14 protein-coding genes and 1 pseudogene are annotated in these 14,551 nt (G+C 59.8%); 11 read left to right on the plus strand and 4 right to left on the minus strand.

The features are described 5' to 3' along the window. Positions 1-80: 80 nt before the first annotated feature. A complete protein-coding gene (locus tag ACN0SC_RS06975) occupies positions 81-1,079 on the minus strand; it encodes a DUF6456 domain-containing protein (RefSeq protein WP_417248937.1) in 999 nt (332 codons plus the stop codon). 523 nt (positions 1,080-1,602) lie between these two features. Here ACN0SC_RS06975 and ACN0SC_RS06980 point away from each other — a divergent pair. Further along, positions 1,603-1,896: a DUF6477 family protein gene (locus ACN0SC_RS06980; protein ID WP_417248938.1), complete on the plus strand. Its 294-nt coding sequence runs from the start codon at positions 1,603-1,605 to the stop codon at positions 1,894-1,896. 57 nt (positions 1,897-1,953) lie between these two features. Here ACN0SC_RS06980 and ACN0SC_RS06985 read toward each other — a convergent pair whose 3' ends face one another. After that, complete coding sequence (locus ACN0SC_RS06985) at positions 1,954-2,127, minus strand: hypothetical protein (protein ID WP_417248939.1); 174 nt, start codon at positions 2,125-2,127, stop codon at positions 1,954-1,956. On the opposite strand from ACN0SC_RS06985, the gene guaA reads away from it, so the two are divergent. From guaA to ACN0SC_RS07030, 9 genes are all read left to right on the plus strand, one after another. Further along, entirely contained in the window at positions 2,126-3,697 is a 1,572-nt protein-coding gene (gene guaA, locus ACN0SC_RS06990) for a glutamine-hydrolyzing GMP synthase (RefSeq protein WP_417248940.1), read from the plus strand. The genes ACN0SC_RS06985 and guaA overlap by 2 nt on opposite strands. A gap of 92 nt (positions 3,698-3,789) precedes the next feature. Further along, positions 3,790-4,071, plus strand: a complete 282-nt coding sequence (locus ACN0SC_RS06995; protein WP_417248941.1) for a putative quinol monooxygenase — start codon at positions 3,790-3,792, stop codon at positions 4,069-4,071. After that, positions 4,068-4,979 carry a DMT family transporter gene (locus ACN0SC_RS07000; RefSeq protein ID WP_417248942.1) on the plus strand — a complete coding sequence of 304 codons (912 nt, stop codon included), beginning with the start codon at positions 4,068-4,070 and terminating at the stop codon, positions 4,977-4,979. The genes ACN0SC_RS06995 and ACN0SC_RS07000 overlap by 4 nt, the downstream gene beginning before the upstream one ends. 181 nt (positions 4,980-5,160) lie before the next feature. Then, entirely contained in the window at positions 5,161-6,216 is a 1,056-nt protein-coding gene (locus tag ACN0SC_RS07005) for an OmpP1/FadL family transporter (protein WP_417248943.1), read from the plus strand. A gap of 188 nt (positions 6,217-6,404) precedes the next feature. Further along, on the plus strand, positions 6,405-7,328 hold the full coding sequence (locus tag ACN0SC_RS07010) for a DMT family transporter (RefSeq protein ID WP_417248944.1): 924 nt from the start codon (positions 6,405-6,407) through the stop codon (positions 7,326-7,328). 60 nt (positions 7,329-7,388) lie between these two features. Beyond that, positions 7,389-8,261, plus strand: coding sequence for an ATPase (locus ACN0SC_RS07015; protein WP_417248945.1), 873 nt, complete (start codon positions 7,389-7,391; stop codon positions 8,259-8,261). 33 nt (positions 8,262-8,294) lie between these two features. Beyond that, positions 8,295-9,218 (plus strand): homoserine O-succinyltransferase, encoded by a 924-nt coding sequence (locus tag ACN0SC_RS07020; protein WP_417248946.1) that lies wholly within the window; start codon positions 8,295-8,297, stop codon positions 9,216-9,218. 156 nt (positions 9,219-9,374) lie between these two features. Continuing rightward, positions 9,375-10,259, plus strand: coding sequence for a polyphosphate kinase 2 (gene ppk2, locus ACN0SC_RS07025; RefSeq protein ID WP_417248947.1), 885 nt, complete (start codon positions 9,375-9,377; stop codon positions 10,257-10,259). Further along, entirely contained in the window at positions 10,259-10,879 is a 621-nt protein-coding gene (locus ACN0SC_RS07030; RefSeq protein ID WP_417248948.1) for a TetR/AcrR family transcriptional regulator, read from the plus strand. Before ppk2 ends, ACN0SC_RS07030 begins: the two co-directional genes overlap by 1 nt. A gap of 21 nt (positions 10,880-10,900) precedes the next feature. On the opposite strand, the gene ACN0SC_RS07035 is transcribed toward ACN0SC_RS07030, so the two are convergent. Continuing rightward, the gene (locus tag ACN0SC_RS07035; protein ID WP_417248949.1) at positions 10,901-12,163 is read right to left on the minus strand and encodes a SulP family inorganic anion transporter; all 1,263 of its coding nucleotides are present in this window, start codon (positions 12,161-12,163) and stop codon (positions 10,901-10,903) included. 335 nt (positions 12,164-12,498) lie between these two features. Between ACN0SC_RS07035 and ACN0SC_RS07040 the strand changes: the two genes are divergently transcribed. Then, positions 12,499-12,867, plus strand: coding sequence for a hypothetical protein (locus tag ACN0SC_RS07040; RefSeq protein WP_417248950.1), 369 nt, complete (start codon positions 12,499-12,501; stop codon positions 12,865-12,867). A gap of 443 nt (positions 12,868-13,310) precedes the next feature. Here the strand turns inward: ACN0SC_RS07040 and ACN0SC_RS07045 are convergent. Continuing rightward, positions 13,311-14,460, minus strand: a pseudogene (locus ACN0SC_RS07045) (IS3 family transposase). Between the last annotated feature and the right edge of the window lie 91 nt (positions 14,461-14,551).

Genomic DNA, 14,551 nt, shown 5'->3' on the forward strand with positions numbered 1-14,551 from the left:
CTACGGGACCGATTTGCCAGGGCTCCGCCCGTTCGGATCTCAAACATGCCCCCGGCATGTTTGCCCTGCGGGACCGATCCTCACCCAATCAAATTCGAATAGCCTGCCCGCTCATAATGCCGCGCCAGACGTTGCAGGGCGATGCGCAACACGATCTTGCCCGAACGCGCTGACCAGCCCAATTGGCTTTCCGTCTGCTCCATCCCGTCGAGATAGCAACAGCATCGCAGAACCACTTCCGCCAGACCTGGCCCCAAATCATTCAGCACCATGCAGACCCGCGCGCGCGCTGGATCGGGACCGAAACCGTTAGGATCGCCCCACGGACCACGATCTTCGCCGCGCACCACCGCCTCCCAAGCCTCGCGACCGTAGCCGCCCATCTGCGCCAGTTCGAAATCCTCCCGCACCCGTTCGGCGGCGGCCACCAGTTCGGGCGCGAGAAACATGGACCCGTCCTTGTCCCGCCGCCGCGCCAGCATCATCACGGGGCTCTCGGGCGCGCTGTAACGGATACGCTTGGGCGTGCCCCGATCAAGCGCCTCGGCCCCGCCCCACGGCAGCGCCCCGTCAAAACCTGCGGGTGCCTCAGCGAACCCTGCCCGTGCGCTCTCGTCAGCGGCCAGAAAGGCCCGCAGCGCGGACCGCCCCGCAGCAGTCATGGAATAGCGTGTGATCTTCCCCTTCACCTGCGGCGCGATCCAGCCCTTGAGCGCAATTGCCTGCGCCACACCGCGATCCAGCACGGCAGTACGCATGGTGCGCCCGTCAGGCAGGTCGCGCACGACAACGGCCTTTTCCATATCCATCGCCACGGCCAGACAGGCCCCCTGCTCGCTCAGGCGGCGCAACACCCGTTTGGCCTCGCGCGCAACCGTCGCCTCGTCGAGAGCGGCGGGATCATTGAGATCGGCGTGCTTCGGTGGCTTTGACCTTGAGGCGGTTTCTCCGGGTTGGAAGAGATCGGTTGAACGCGCGGATTGGCCTTCACGGCGCTGGCTGGCGGCCCGCAGACCTTCCAACGCCTCGTCTATCAGGGGGTCGTCCCGCTTCTGTTCGACCCGCCGCACCTGACGCATGACCGTCGAGGGTGCGCAGCCCCCCCTTGCGGGCCAGTTCGCGGATCGACTGGCCTCCTTCGGTATGGGCGAGGTAATGTTTCGCGTCTTTGGGTACCCAGGACGGAATTGGTGAGACCGTTTGAGTTGGATGGCCCGTTCCATTCGTAGATCTTTGCATGGTTCCCCCGCAGTGTTTTTGCGCGCGCACTGTCTCCATATGCGCAACAATTATCGTCAGGGAGTAACGATCCACAAGATCTCCAGCCATTACCCACAGCGTTATCCCCGCCTTGAGATCAACCTAAAGTTGCATTCCTTTCACAAAGGTTAACGGTTTCCTAACAATTCCTATGGTGCGCCAAATTGTTAAAGCTTCGTAAAAACGACCGTTCGCAATTTGGAAACAATACGCAACACCCGCTTAGGTTGTGCGAAACTCGAACCCCAGACGGCACACGTCGGATGCCATCACAGGCCACACCAGAGCCGATGGCAACCGCGACAACGTGCAAGCCGCGCAGCCAACCAACAGGAGACCGTGATGACCGACACAACCACCCGCCTCAAAGCCCTTCGCCGCCCACGTTTGTTGATCCGCGCCGCCCGTTGCGGGGTTGGTGACTACATCCGTGCACGCGATCTCAAACGGGTCTTGCGGCGCACCGAACTGCCCACACCCAGCCGCGCCGTCAGCGCCCTTTTGGACGCCGAAGCAGGCATGGAAGAGGCCCGTCGCGCGGGCGATCAGGGCTACAATCCGCAGCGCCACGTCGACATCCTCATTGCTCTTATGGGTGAGGCGCGCCTGCTGTCCCTCGACACGCAGGCCGCATGACGCAGGCTATTTGTCACCAGCGCATCCCGTCAGGCGTTAACCTTCGTAACCGCCGCGTTAACCTTCTGGCTCGCCCATATGGCGAGGTCGGATCGCGGTTTGAGAGAGAAGCGCACCGCGGGCAAACCCTGCCCAGAACACGGGCAGGGTGTCATATTTCCACATCTCGCCGCGCGAGAGGCGCGAATCCATCTTGCCTGAACGCGCACTCCCGCATAAACGCTGGAACATGACCCAGACATCCCATGACCGCCTCCTCATCATCGACTTCGGCTCTCAGGTGACGCAGCTCATCGCGCGGCGTCTGCGCGAGTTGAACGTCTATTGCGAAATCCACCCCTATCAGAAAGTCACCGACGACAGCCTGAAAGCCTTTGATCCCAAAGCGATCATCTTTTCCGGCGGCCCCGACTCGGTGATGCGCGAGGGTAGCCCCCGCCCGCCGAAAGCCGCCTATGAGATGGGCGTGCCGATCCTTGGCATCTGCTACGGCCAGCAGGTCATGATGCATGATCTCGGCGGCCGCGTGGAAGCGGGCGAACATGCCACCGCCGAATTCGGGCGCGCTTATGTCACGCCCACAGACAAACATGCCGATTTCCTCAACGGCTGGTTCATGGACGCCTCTGGCCGCGAACAGGTCTGGATGAGCCACGGTGACCACGTTGCCGAAATCGCGCCGGGCTTTGAGGTCTACGGCACCTCGCCCGGCGCCCCCTTCGCCATCACCGCCGATCTGGCGCGCAATTTCTACGCCGTGCAATTCCACCCCGAAGTGCACCACACGCCCAACGGCGCGACGCTCTATGAGAATTTCGTCAAACTCGCAGGGTTCAAGGGCGACTGGACGATGGGCGCTTACCGCGAAGAAATGATTGCGAAAATCCGCGAGCAAGTGGGCGACAAGAAAGTCATCTGTGCGCTGTCGGGCGGCGTGGACAGTTCCGTGACAGGCATCCTGCTGCACGAAGCCATCGGCGATCAGCTCACCTGTGTCTTTGTTGACCACGGGCTGCTGCGTCTCAACGAGGCCGAGCAGGTCGTGGCCATGTTCCGCGACAATTACAATCTGAACCTGATCCATGCTGACGAGAGCGATCTTTTCCTCGGTGAGTTGGAAGGCGTTTCCGATCCGGAAACAAAGCGCAAGATTATCGGCAAACTGTTCATCGACGTATTCCAGAAATACGCCGACCAGATCGAAGGCGCGGAATTCCTCGCCCAAGGCACGCTCTATCCCGATGTGATCGAATCGGTCTCCTTCTCCGGCGGCCCTTCGGTGACGATCAAATCGCACCACAATGTCGGCGGTCTGCCCGAGAAAATGGGCCTCAAACTGGTCGAACCTCTGCGCGAACTGTTCAAGGACGAGGTCCGCACACTGGGCCACGAATTGGGCCTGCCCGCCAGCTTCATCGGGCGTCACCCCTTCCCCGGTCCGGGTCTGGCCATCCGCTGCCCCGGCGAGATCACCCGCGAAAAACTCGAAATCCTGCGCAAGGCGGATGCGGTCTATATCGACCAGATTCGCAAACACGGGCTTTACGACGAAATCTGGCAGGCCTTCGCCGCCATCCTCCCCATGCGTACCGTAGGCGTGATGGGCGACGGGCGGACCTATGACTTTGCCGTGGCCCTGCGCGCGGTGACCTCCGTGGACGGGATGACAGCGGATTACTACCCGTTCACCCACGAGTTCCTCGGCGAAACCTCCACCCGCATCATCAACGAGGTCAAAGGCGTGAACCGCGTGTTCTACGACTGCACATCGAAACCGCCGGGCACGATCGAATTGGAGTAAGGCACGCCGCCTCCCACATAATCGCAAGGGCCGCTTCCGATGGAGGGCGGCCCTTTTTCCTTGCCCTGCAACCTGCCCGCGGGCTAGCTGGAATGATGACAAAAGTGCTGCTGACTGGAACCATGACCTGCGCCCCTTCGGAGGTTGAAGATGTGCTCGCCCTGATGGACGAACACATTCGCAAGACCCGTGCCGAACCGGGGTGTCTGGAATTTGAACTGTGGCAGGACGAGTTGACGCCAACGCGCTTTCACGTCAACGAGGTGTTCGTCTCCGAGGTCGCCTTTGAAGCGCATCAGGATCGCACGCAACGCTCCGACTGGTTCCGCGTGACGCATCATATGTCTCGTGATTTCAGCAAGGTATCGGCATGAATTCGGAACAGACCCACCCTCTCAAGGCGGCCGCCTGGATGCTTGGAGCGGTCTTCGGATTTTCCTCTATGGCGGTGCTTGCGCGCCGCCTCACGCTCGACCTCGACACTTTCGAGATCATGGCCTACCGCTCGGGCTTCGGGCTGATCGCCGTGCTCATAGTGGCTTCCGTGGCGGGCACCGCCCATCAGATCCGCGCCACCGCCATGCCGCTCCATTTCGGGCGCAACGTGGCGCATTTTGCGGGTCAGAACCTGTGGCTCTTCGCCGCCCCGCTCATCCCGCTCTCACAGCTTTTCGCGTTGGAGTTTGCCTATCCGATCATCGTGGCCATCGGTGCGAGCATCTTCCTTGGCGAGCGGCTGACGCAGATGCGGGTGATCACGGCGGCACTCGGCTTTACGGGCATCATGATTGTCGCGCAGCCCTTCGGCGCGGGCGGGCTCTCCATTGGTACGCTCGCCGCGATTGCTTGTGCTTTCGGTTTCGCCGGATCGGCGCTTTTCACCAAGCGGCTCACGCGGCGCGCGGACGGAACTGTGACGAATGTCCTGTTCTGGCTGTCGGTGATGCAGCTCGTATTCGGCATCATTTGCGCCATGCTGGACGGGGAAATGCGGTTCTTCACACTGGCCGAAGCTCCCTTGCTGGCGGCTTTCGCGCTGGCGGGCTTGTTGGCGCATTTCTGTCTGACCACCGCGCTCAGCCTTGCGCCCGCCTCTGTCGTCACGCCCATCGACTTCCTGCGCCTGCCTCTGATCGCACTGATAGCGCTGGTGCTTTACGGAGAGCCGACCACGGTGGAGACCTTCATCGGTGCCGCAATTATCTTCGGCGCCAACTACGCCAATATCGTCGTCGAATCCCGTCGCGCCCGCACCCTCTCCCAGAGCCGACGCGCAGGCTAGAACCACTGCCAAAAAGCAACGCTTTTCGCAAAATTGTGACGCTACGCGAGAGTTACGCCGCGTCAGAATTGCGAGTTCTCAACCGTTGCGCCTAGGCTTGGATAGTTCCGCATTCACGGGAGAGATGCGGCATACAAGCAAAAATTCTAGCGAGCCCAGTGCTCGATAAGGGATGGAGATCATGAAGACACACTTGACACTGGCCGCGACATTCGCGGCCTGCGCAACAGGCGCATTTGCAGGCGGCATCGATCGTTCGGGGCAATCGGTCGCAGTCATTTTCGAGGAGGGCAACCACTTCGAAGCGAATTTGTCCTACGCAATTCCGAAAGTTTCCGGCGCGGCGGGCCCCGCTGAATCGGGCGACATGGCAGGCGACTACATGCAGTTCGGATTCGCCTATAAGACCGACCTCAACGACAAGGTTTCCCTCGCGGTGATCGCGGATGAACCCTTTGGCGCGGACGTCTCCTACCCGACGGGCACACCCTACCCGCTTGCAGGAACATCGGCCGAGGTCGACAGCTTTGCAATCACGGTGCTCGGCAACTATCAGGCAACCGACCGCATCAGCGTTCACGGCGGTATTCGCCTCGTTACGGCCAGCGGGTTCTATAACGCCCCTGTGGTCCCATACGCCTCCACCTACTCCAGTGCCTCCGACGTCGGCTATGTGATCGGTGCAGCCTATGAAATTCCCGACATCGCGCTGCGCGCCGCCCTGACCTACTCCTCGGCAACCGAGTTTTCCATGGACGGGACTGTGGGCAATTTGACCGCGAAGATGCCGCAATCGGTGAACTTCGAATTCCAGACGGGCATTGCCGCCGACACGCTGCTCATGGCCTCCGTTCGTTGGGCCGATTGGTCGGAAGCAACGATTGATGACGATCTCGCCGGTAATCTGACCGACTTCGGCAACAAGGACACCTACACTTATACGCTTGGCGTCGGTCGCCGTTTCTCTGACAAGTTCTCGGGCAGCTTCACCATCGGCTACGAGAAGGCGGCGGGTGATCTGACAGGGAACCTTGCGCCGACAGACGGCTACTGGAGCGCCAGCATTGGCGGAGAATATGACCTCGGCAACGGGGCCAAAATCTCGGGCGGCATCCAGTATCGCGCAATCGGAGACGCCACCACGCAGGCTCCGGGTGCACCTGCAGGGACACCGTTCGGGACGTTTACCAACAACAACGCTGTCGCGTTTGGTGTGAAGTTCTCGCAGACTTTCTAAGACACAGTCCTACAACCAAAACACCAAAGGCCCTGCGAAAGCGGGGCCTTTTCATTTGCTTCCTGTCACGGGGGGCTTTCTGCCTGCGGGCTCATCACAAACCGTGATCCCCTTTTGCACAAATGCCCGTTTGCGCATCGCGGCTTACGCGGGGCACAAGTGTCGGGTAATGACGAAGGACGCGCGCAATGGCACCGCAAAAAACCATCTCTACTGCCGCATGGATCGGGCTGGGCCTGATGGGTTTGATGTGGGGCGGCTCGTTTCTCTCCATCGAATTGATGCTGCGGCAATTGCCCGTGGAAACCCTTGTGGCGCTGCGTGTGGCGGGGGGCGCGACAGTGCTGTGGCTCTATGTCATCATTGCGCGCCTGCCTGTGCCGCGCGATGTGGCGACGTGGTTTGCCTTCCTTTGGATCGGCTTTCTCAACGTCGCCCTGCCCTTTGCGCTCATCACATGGGGGCAGCAGCATATCGCATCAGGGCTTGCGGGCATTCTCAACGCCGCCACCGCGATTTTCGGCCCGCTCGTGGCCGCGCTTCTCTTTGCCGATGAACGGCTAGGTGCGCGCAAGGCCGTTGGCGTGACCCTTGGTTTCTTTGGCGTGGCAACGGTTCTGGGGCTGGAAGCGCTGCACAGTTTCGACCTGCGTTCGGCGGGGCAACTTGCGCTGATCGGTGCGGCACTGTGCTATGCCTTCGGGGTTGCCGCCGTGCGCCAGTATCTTGGCGGTGTGCGCTCGGAGGTTTCCGCGGCAGGGATGATCGCCGGCGCCGCGCTGTGGATGGTGCCCGTGGCCCTGTTCCGCAACGGCTGGCCCGACTTTGGCACGTTTAACGCGACGACATTGGGGGCATGGGCCTATATCTCGATCTTTTCCACCGCGCTGACTTACCTGATCCTGTTTCGCGTGATCAAGGCGGCGGGATCGGGCAACGCCACCCTCGTCACACTCTTCGTCGCGCCCGTATCGGTCATCCTCGGCACGGTTGTGCTGGGCGAGCGGCTGCCACCATCGGCAATTGCTGGCTTTGTCCTGATCGCTCTGGGGCTTCTGGTGATCGACGGGCGGCTCGTGGCGTGGCTGCGTCACCGCGCGCGGCACTCATAAATCCCCCTTCCATTTTCCGCCCGCCCGTGGCACCCAAGAGGCGGTTTAAGGAGCCTTTTGATGAAATACGAAACGGGTGATGACTGGCGTGAGAGCGCGGAGAAGCGCGTGGTTCTCTTCGGCATGTCGGGGCTTGGGAAAACGCATGTTTCCAACATGTTGCGTGACACGGGTGCGTGGTATCACTATTCCATCGACTACCGCATCGCGACGCGCTACCTCGGTGAAGCGATCGATGACAACCTCAAAGCCGAGGCGATGAAACTGCCTTTCCTACGCGAACAGCTTCTCTCCGACAGTATCTTCATCAGCTCCAACGTGACCTTCAACAACCTCGCGCCTGTCTCCCATTACCTCGGCAAACCGGGTGATGAGACGAAAGGCGGAATGCCGATTGAAGAGTATCGCCGCCGTCAGGCGCAGTTCGAGGCCGCGGAGATCGCCGCCCTCATGGACACGCCGCATTTCATCGAGCGGGCGCAAAACCTTTACGGCTACCCGCATTTCGTCTGCGACACGGGCGGGTCGATCTGCGAATGGGTGGATATCGAGGATGACACCGATCCGATCATGACGGCGCTCTCGGATGCGGCCCTGCCCGTGTGGATAGAAGGGTCGGAGGCGCATACCGATGCGCTGGTCAAACGCTTTGATCGTGCCCCCAAGCCGATGGCCTACCAACCCGCCTTCCTCGAAGCGATCTGGGACGAATACCTAGAGCAAGAGGGCGTCACGGCCGATGAGGTCGATCCCGATGCCTTCATCCGTTACACCTATGCCCGTGCGCTCAAGCACCGCCAGCCGCGCTACCGTGCCATGGCTGATCGCTGGGGCGTGACGGTCTGCGCCGAGGAGATCGCGCAGGTCGATGGTCCCGACGCCTTTACCGCGCTGATCGGTGAGGCGCTTGATAACCGCAACCGCACAGCCTAACTAAACCTTCCCGCAACACTCAGGACGATACAAATGCCCATTACCCTGCCAGAGAACCTTCCCGCCTTCGACGTTCTTTCGTCCGAGGGTGTTATGGTCATGGGCGAAGGTCGGGCAAAGTCGCAGGAAATCAGGCCCCTGAGGATCGCGCTCCTCAACCTGATGCCGAAGAAGATCCAGACGGAAAACCAGTTCGCCCGCCTCATCGGCGCGACCCCGTTGCAGATCGACTTCCAACTGATCCGCATGAGCGAACATCAGACCCGCAACACCGCCGCCGAACATATGGCGCAGTTCTACCGCCCCTTTCAGGATGTGAAGGAGAGCGGCGAGAAGTTCGACGGGCTGATCATCACAGGCGCCCCCATCGAGCACCTGCCCTTCCAGGACGTGACCTACTGGGACGAACTCGAGGAAGTCTTCGAGTGGACGCAGAGCCATGTGCATTCGACCTTCGGCGTCTGCTGGGGTGGCATGGCGATGATCAACTACTTCCACGGGGTGAAGAAACACATTCTGGATGCGAAGACCTTCGGCCTGTATCGCCAGAACAACCTCGCCCCTGCTTCGCCTTATCTGCGCGGGTTCTCCGACGAATGCTATATCCCCGTGAGCCGCTGGACCGAGATGAAGCAAAGCGAGATCGACGCCGTGGGTGCGCTTGTGCCGCTGCTCGGATCTGACGAGACAGGCCCCTGCCTGGTGCAAGATCCCGAGCATCGTGCGCTCTATATCTTCAACCACTTCGAGTATGACACGGGCACGCTGCACGAGGAGTTGATGCGCGACAAGGAGGCGGGCAAACCGATCCAATTGCCCGTGAACTACTACCCCAACGACAATCCCGAATTGCGTCCTGTGAACCGCTGGCGGTCCCACGCGCATCTGCTCTACGGCAACTGGATCAACGAGATCTACCAGACGACGCCCTTCAACATGGCTGAGATCGGCCAATAGACCCCTGCCCGCGCGTGGATCTGCGCGCAGGCGGGTCGGTTTGTCACCACAACCGCAGTTGACGTCACGAACGGGCCGCTCCCTGTGCGGATCGCATTGCCATAAGCACCGTCAGGCCCCATATTGTTAAAGCAATTAACACTACAGGCAGTCCAGATGAGTGATCTTCCTTTCGACGGCGCAATCTCGCGCTTCTTCACCGACGATGCGCCCGAAGAGATCCGGGAGGCCATCAAGGACGGCGAGAAGAAAGACATTCTCGACCCAACCTATCCCTATGACCGCTGGATGAAGAAATCGGACTACAACGACGAGATCGACGCGCTCCAGCTTGAACTGGTGAAAATGCTCAGCGATGTACGCGCGACGGGAAAGCGGATTGTCGTGGTGTTCGAGGGGCGCGATGCGGCGGGAAAAGGCGGCACGATCAAACGCTTCCGCGAGAACCTCAACCCACGCGCGGCGCGTGTCGTGGCCCTGTCCAAACCCAGCGACCGCGAGGCGGGCGAGTGGTATTTCCAACGCTACATCGACCACCTGCCGACCGCAGGCGAGATCGTCCTCTTCGACCGCTCGTGGTATAACCGTGGTGTCGTGGAGAAGGTTTTCGGCTTTTGCACCGATGACCAGCGCGAGAAATTCTTCCATCAGGTGCCCGAATTCGAGGCTATGCTGGCCGACGAGGGTATTCAGCTTTTCAAGATCTGGCTCAATGTGGGCCGAGCCGAACAATTGCGCCGTTTTCTGGAGCGCGAGACCAATCCGCTTAAACAGTGGAAGCTCTCTGGTATCGACGTGAAGGGGCTGGCGCTTTGGGATGCTTATACGGATGCGATCACCGAGACTCTTGAACGCTCGCACACCTCTGTTGCCCCTTGGACCGTGGTGCGCTCTGACGACAAATATCGCGCGCGCCTCAATGCCATCCGCACGGTTCTGAGTGCCATTGACTACGCGGGCAAGGATAGCGACGTCGCCCATGCCCCCGATGAGAAGGTCACAGGCGGCCCCGACATGCTCGCGCGCGGTGAGGACGACTGATGGTCAAGAAGCGCGGCTACCACCACGGCAATCTGCGGCAGGCCCTCGTGGACGCCGCCCTCAAGCTCATTGAAGAGAAGGGCCCGACAGGGTTCACGCTCTCTGAGGCGGCCAAATCGGCAGGCGTGACCCCTGCGGCCGTCTACCGCCATTTCGAGGGCCGCGAGGATTTGATCGCGGAGATTGCACGGCAGGGCTACGAGGTCTTTGCCGATTTACTCGACTACGCCTATTCAACAGGGCAACCCTCGGCACTGGCCTCTTTCGAGGCCGTGGGCCGCGCCTACCTCGCATTTGCGCGCAAGTATCCTGGCCATTACGTTGCCATGTTTGAAAGCGCGATTTCGATCCAGCGCACGCCAGAGCTTTACGCTGTGGCGACCCGCGCTCAGGGCGTGCTGGAGACCGCCGCACTGGAGTTGTCGGAGCATATCCCCGAAGAGAACCGCCCGCCGCCGCAGATGTTCGCCGCCCATATCTGGGCGCTCAGCCACGGTGTCGTGGAGCTTTTCGCGCGCAACAGCCCGGGGACAAAAAGCCCCTTCCCGCCCGAGGACTTGCTGGAGACTGGGATCGGCATCTACCTGCGCGGATTGGGATTGTTGCCAAGTGACGGGTGAGCGGCCTGCGCCGCCCTGCCCTTAGCGTTCAGGGTCTGACCACTCAGGCGGTGGCACATCACGCCGCAGCATCCGCATCGCCAGACCGAGAGCCACACCCGTTCCGATCGCAACGGTGAGATCCGCGATCACGGTCAGCACCAACGTCAGGATCAGAAGGAACAGGTCGGACTTGCGCTCGGAGGCATAGCCGCGCCATTTGTGCGGCTCGCTCATGTTCCACGCGGTCAGGACCAGCAGCCCCGCCAGTGCGGGCATGGCCATGTAACCAACAACCTTCGACGCCACGAGCATCACAACCAGAATGGTCAGCGCATGGACAAGCCCCGCTACGGGTGTCTTGCCGCCTGCGCGGATGTTGGTCGCCGTGCGCGCAATCGCCCCCGTTGCGGGCATCCCGCCGAAGAGCGCGGAACCGATATTCGCAGCACCCTGCGCGAGAAGCTCGGCGTTCGGACGGTGTTTGCCCGCAATCATACGGTCGGCCACCATCGCCGAAAGAAGGGATTCAACCCCTGCCAGAAAGGCGATGATCATCGCGGATGGCAGCAGTTCCACGATCCGCTCGAACCCCAGTTCGGGCAGCGCAGGACGGGGCAACGTGTTGGGCAGATCGCCAAAACGCGACTGGATCGTGTCCACGGGCAGATCGGCCAGTGCGACAATCGCGGAGGTGACGGCAACGGCTACAATAAGGCCAGGAAGTTTTGGCGCGGCGCGGCGGAACAGCACGATCAGAGCCATCGTAGCAAGCCCGATCAGTGTCGAGGCAAGCGAGAAGGTCGGACGCGCGCCCCAAAGCACTTCGATCTTGGCGATAAATTCGGCGGGCACTTCCGCCACGGTGAGGCCAAGAAGGTCGTTGAGCTGGCTGGTTGCGATGATAACCGCGATCCCGATGGTGAACCCGTTGATGACAGGTTCAGGGATCAGCCGAATGAGCGCGCCCGCGCGGAAGTAACTGGCCACGAGCAAAATCAGCCCCGCCATAAGCGTGGCGACCACCAGACCGTCATAGCCATGCTCGGCAACGACGCTGTAAACCACGACGATAAACGCCCCCGTAGGCCCGCCAATCTGCACACGGCTGCCACCCAGAAGAGAGATCAGGAAGCCGCCGATGATGGCGGTGATCAATCCCTTCGAAGGGTCGGCCCCCGAAGCAATAGCGATGGCGAGACTAAGGGGCAGCGCCACCATAGCCACGGTCACACCCGCAAGAGCATCCTGCATGAAGAGCCCACGCGAATAGTCGGTCAGAGTCGTTAGAATTTTGGGTTTCATATGGCCTAGTTACGCCATGGCCCTGCTCTTGTCATCAGCCAAACGGTCGCATGTCGTTCAGGAGCGCGCCGCCGAGGATCGACCCGAGACGGGTATTGGGCTACCTGCGCGGGCTTGGGTCGTGGCCACAGGATCACTTAATGCGACGCATCTGCTCCGAAGATACTCAAGCGATTTTCGCGTAGATTTCCATGTGCTTCACATTGCCCGCCAACCGCTTTCGCAAGGCGCTAAACCGTTGTCGCTCAACAAGAAGGACGTGACACTTTACAGATTCACATCTTTGTGATGCAGTGGAGGCTGTTTAACCTGCAAAAATTAAGAAAGTTTTGTCTATGTCTTCACGTATCAAAGCCGTTGTAGTTCTAGCTGTCATTGTTATCGCGGGCGGCGGCTACTATTTCTGGTCGCAAAAAAGTGGCGGTGACGATGCCGCAATGACCATTCAATTCCGCAGCAACTCTTGGGACACTTTCACTTCTGTGGAAATTTCTCCCGCTGGCGCGGACACTTTTGTGAGCATGCCGCTGACCGATGGGACAATGAAGCCCGCAGAAGTTCTCCCCTACGAAATTGCCGATGGACATAACATCTGCAACTACGACCTGCGCGCGACGAAGGAAGACGGATCGGTCGGAACTTATGATAACGTCAACCTGTGCGAGAATACGTTTTATCACTTCGAGGAAGCGGGTTTCGAATAATCGACGGTTTTCTCTTCTACCCGAAACAGCACACAAAAAAGGCCACCCGAAAGGGTGGCCTTTTCCAATGTCTTTGATCGGTGATCGATCCAGTAGGCGATTAACGCTTGGCTAACCTGAAGCTATATTTTTATAAATGAATAGATATACTTACAGCATATTAAGAAATCTGCTAACAAACTGCTAACACCTATCACTGCCCATGTTTTGCAGTGTAAACCAACTCTCTCATCTCTCTCGTCACCACAATCAAGAAACTTGTAAATGCCGCATCAACACTGCCGCGCTGCTTAACAATAGAGGTGAGAGGTGGTCGCGTAAATTCGGACCATTGTTTAAGGTGGATCGCATAACGAACGAGACGATCCATAATGAGCAAAAGAAAGAACTATTCACTTGACTTCTGAGCTACTCCCCAGTTGTTGGACAGGATCTGGCGTAAATTAAGCTACTCTCTGCTCCTGCTGATCGGGTTTTGTTCTGTCATTTCTCAGCCAATAGACCACGGCTGGCGGCCTGCCGCCAAGGGCTGAGTGTGGGCGTTGGTTGTTGTAAAAGGTCATCCATTTCCGGATGCCTGCCTTCGCTTCTGATCCGGTCTCCCAAGCATGCAGGTAGACACACTCGTATTTCAGGGTTCGCCAGAGCCTCTCAATGAAGATATTGTCCAGGTAGCGGCCCTTCCCATCCATTGAGATACGCACGCCGGATCGGCGGAGCCGGTCGGTCCAGGCGAAGGACGTGAACTGAGATCCTTGATCTGTATTCATGATCTCGGGCGGGCCGAACTTGTGGATGGCCTCGTTCAGTGCCTCAACACAGAAGTCCGCCTCCAGAGTATTCGAGATGCGCCAGGCCAGCACCTTACGGGTGTGCCAATCCATAATGGCGACCAGATACAAGAACCCTCGGCGCATAGGCAGATAGGTAATATCCGAGCACCAGACCTGGTTCGGGCGTTCCACCCGTAGACCTCTGAGCAGGTAGGGATAGGTCTTGTGGCCCTTCGTCGGCCTGCTCGTGTTGGGCTTCTGGTAAATCGGCACTAGCCCCATCAGGCGCATCAGCCGCCGGATGCGCTTCTCGTTCACTAGGTGGCCGTCGTTGCGCAGGTGCCAGGTCATTTGCCGGACACCGAAGAACGGCGTCTCAAGAACTGCTCGTCGATCCGCCGCATCAGGCCGAGGTTCTGTTCGGTCTCGCCCTTGGGCGTGTAGTAGAAAGACGAACGCGCGATCGACAGCAACTTGCACTGCTGGCCGATCGACAGATCCAGGTGGTCAGGCTCGATCATGCCGCGCCTCACTTCCCGCCCCAGGGCTTCAGCTTTCGTTCCAAAAAGAGTTGGCACCGCCAGCTCCCGATCTTGGCGTGGAGCTCCTTCACCTGCTCCTCGTCAATCTCCGGCTTCTTGCGGCCCCCGCGTTCGAACACACCGGAGGCGCCTTCGAGCAGGGCTCGCTTCCATTGATGGATCATCGTCGGATGCACCCCGAACCGGCTTGCCAGTTCGGCAGCCGTCTCCTCGCCTTTCAGGGCTTCCAGCGCGACCTTCGCCTTGAACTCAGGCGCGTGCTGCTTCCGTTTCGACATCTCTGATCTCCTTCTCGTCGAAGATCAGCAGACTGCAAATCGTAGCTTATGTCAGTGTCCGAATTTCGGGGGGTAGCTCAAGAATCCGGTC

The sequence above is a fragment of the Celeribacter sp. genome (assembly GCF_048261515.1).
GTDB lineage: Bacteria > Pseudomonadota > Alphaproteobacteria > Rhodobacterales > Rhodobacteraceae > Celeribacter.

Excerpts from the sequence above, each read along its gene's own strand:
- ACN0SC_RS06975 (WP_417248937.1), bottom strand. The coding sequence starts at position 1,079 with ATGCGTCAGGTGCGGCGGGTCGAACAGAAGCGGGACGACCCCCTGATA.
- ACN0SC_RS06980 (WP_417248938.1), top strand. The coding sequence starts at position 1,603 with ATGACCGACACAACCACCCGCCTCAAAGCCCTTCGCCGCCCACGTTTG.
- guaA (WP_417248940.1), top strand. The coding sequence starts at position 2,126 with ATGACCCAGACATCCCATGACCGCCTCCTCATCATCGACTTCGGCTCT.
- ACN0SC_RS06985 (WP_417248939.1), bottom strand. The coding sequence starts at position 2,127 with ATGTTCCAGCGTTTATGCGGGAGTGCGCGTTCAGGCAAGATGGATTCG.
- ACN0SC_RS06995 (WP_417248941.1), top strand. The coding sequence starts at position 3,790 with ATGATGACAAAAGTGCTGCTGACTGGAACCATGACCTGCGCCCCTTCG.
- ACN0SC_RS07000 (WP_417248942.1), top strand. The coding sequence starts at position 4,068 with ATGAATTCGGAACAGACCCACCCTCTCAAGGCGGCCGCCTGGATGCTT.
- ACN0SC_RS07005 (WP_417248943.1), top strand. The coding sequence starts at position 5,161 with ATGAAGACACACTTGACACTGGCCGCGACATTCGCGGCCTGCGCAACA.
- ACN0SC_RS07010 (WP_417248944.1), top strand. The coding sequence starts at position 6,405 with ATGGCACCGCAAAAAACCATCTCTACTGCCGCATGGATCGGGCTGGGC.
- ACN0SC_RS07015 (WP_417248945.1), top strand. The coding sequence starts at position 7,389 with ATGAAATACGAAACGGGTGATGACTGGCGTGAGAGCGCGGAGAAGCGC.
- ACN0SC_RS07020 (WP_417248946.1), top strand. The coding sequence starts at position 8,295 with ATGCCCATTACCCTGCCAGAGAACCTTCCCGCCTTCGACGTTCTTTCG.
- ppk2 (WP_417248947.1), top strand. The coding sequence starts at position 9,375 with ATGAGTGATCTTCCTTTCGACGGCGCAATCTCGCGCTTCTTCACCGAC.
- ACN0SC_RS07030 (WP_417248948.1), top strand. The coding sequence starts at position 10,259 with ATGGTCAAGAAGCGCGGCTACCACCACGGCAATCTGCGGCAGGCCCTC.
- ACN0SC_RS07035 (WP_417248949.1), bottom strand. The coding sequence starts at position 12,163 with ATGAAACCCAAAATTCTAACGACTCTGACCGACTATTCGCGTGGGCTC.
- ACN0SC_RS07040 (WP_417248950.1), top strand. The coding sequence starts at position 12,499 with ATGTCTTCACGTATCAAAGCCGTTGTAGTTCTAGCTGTCATTGTTATC.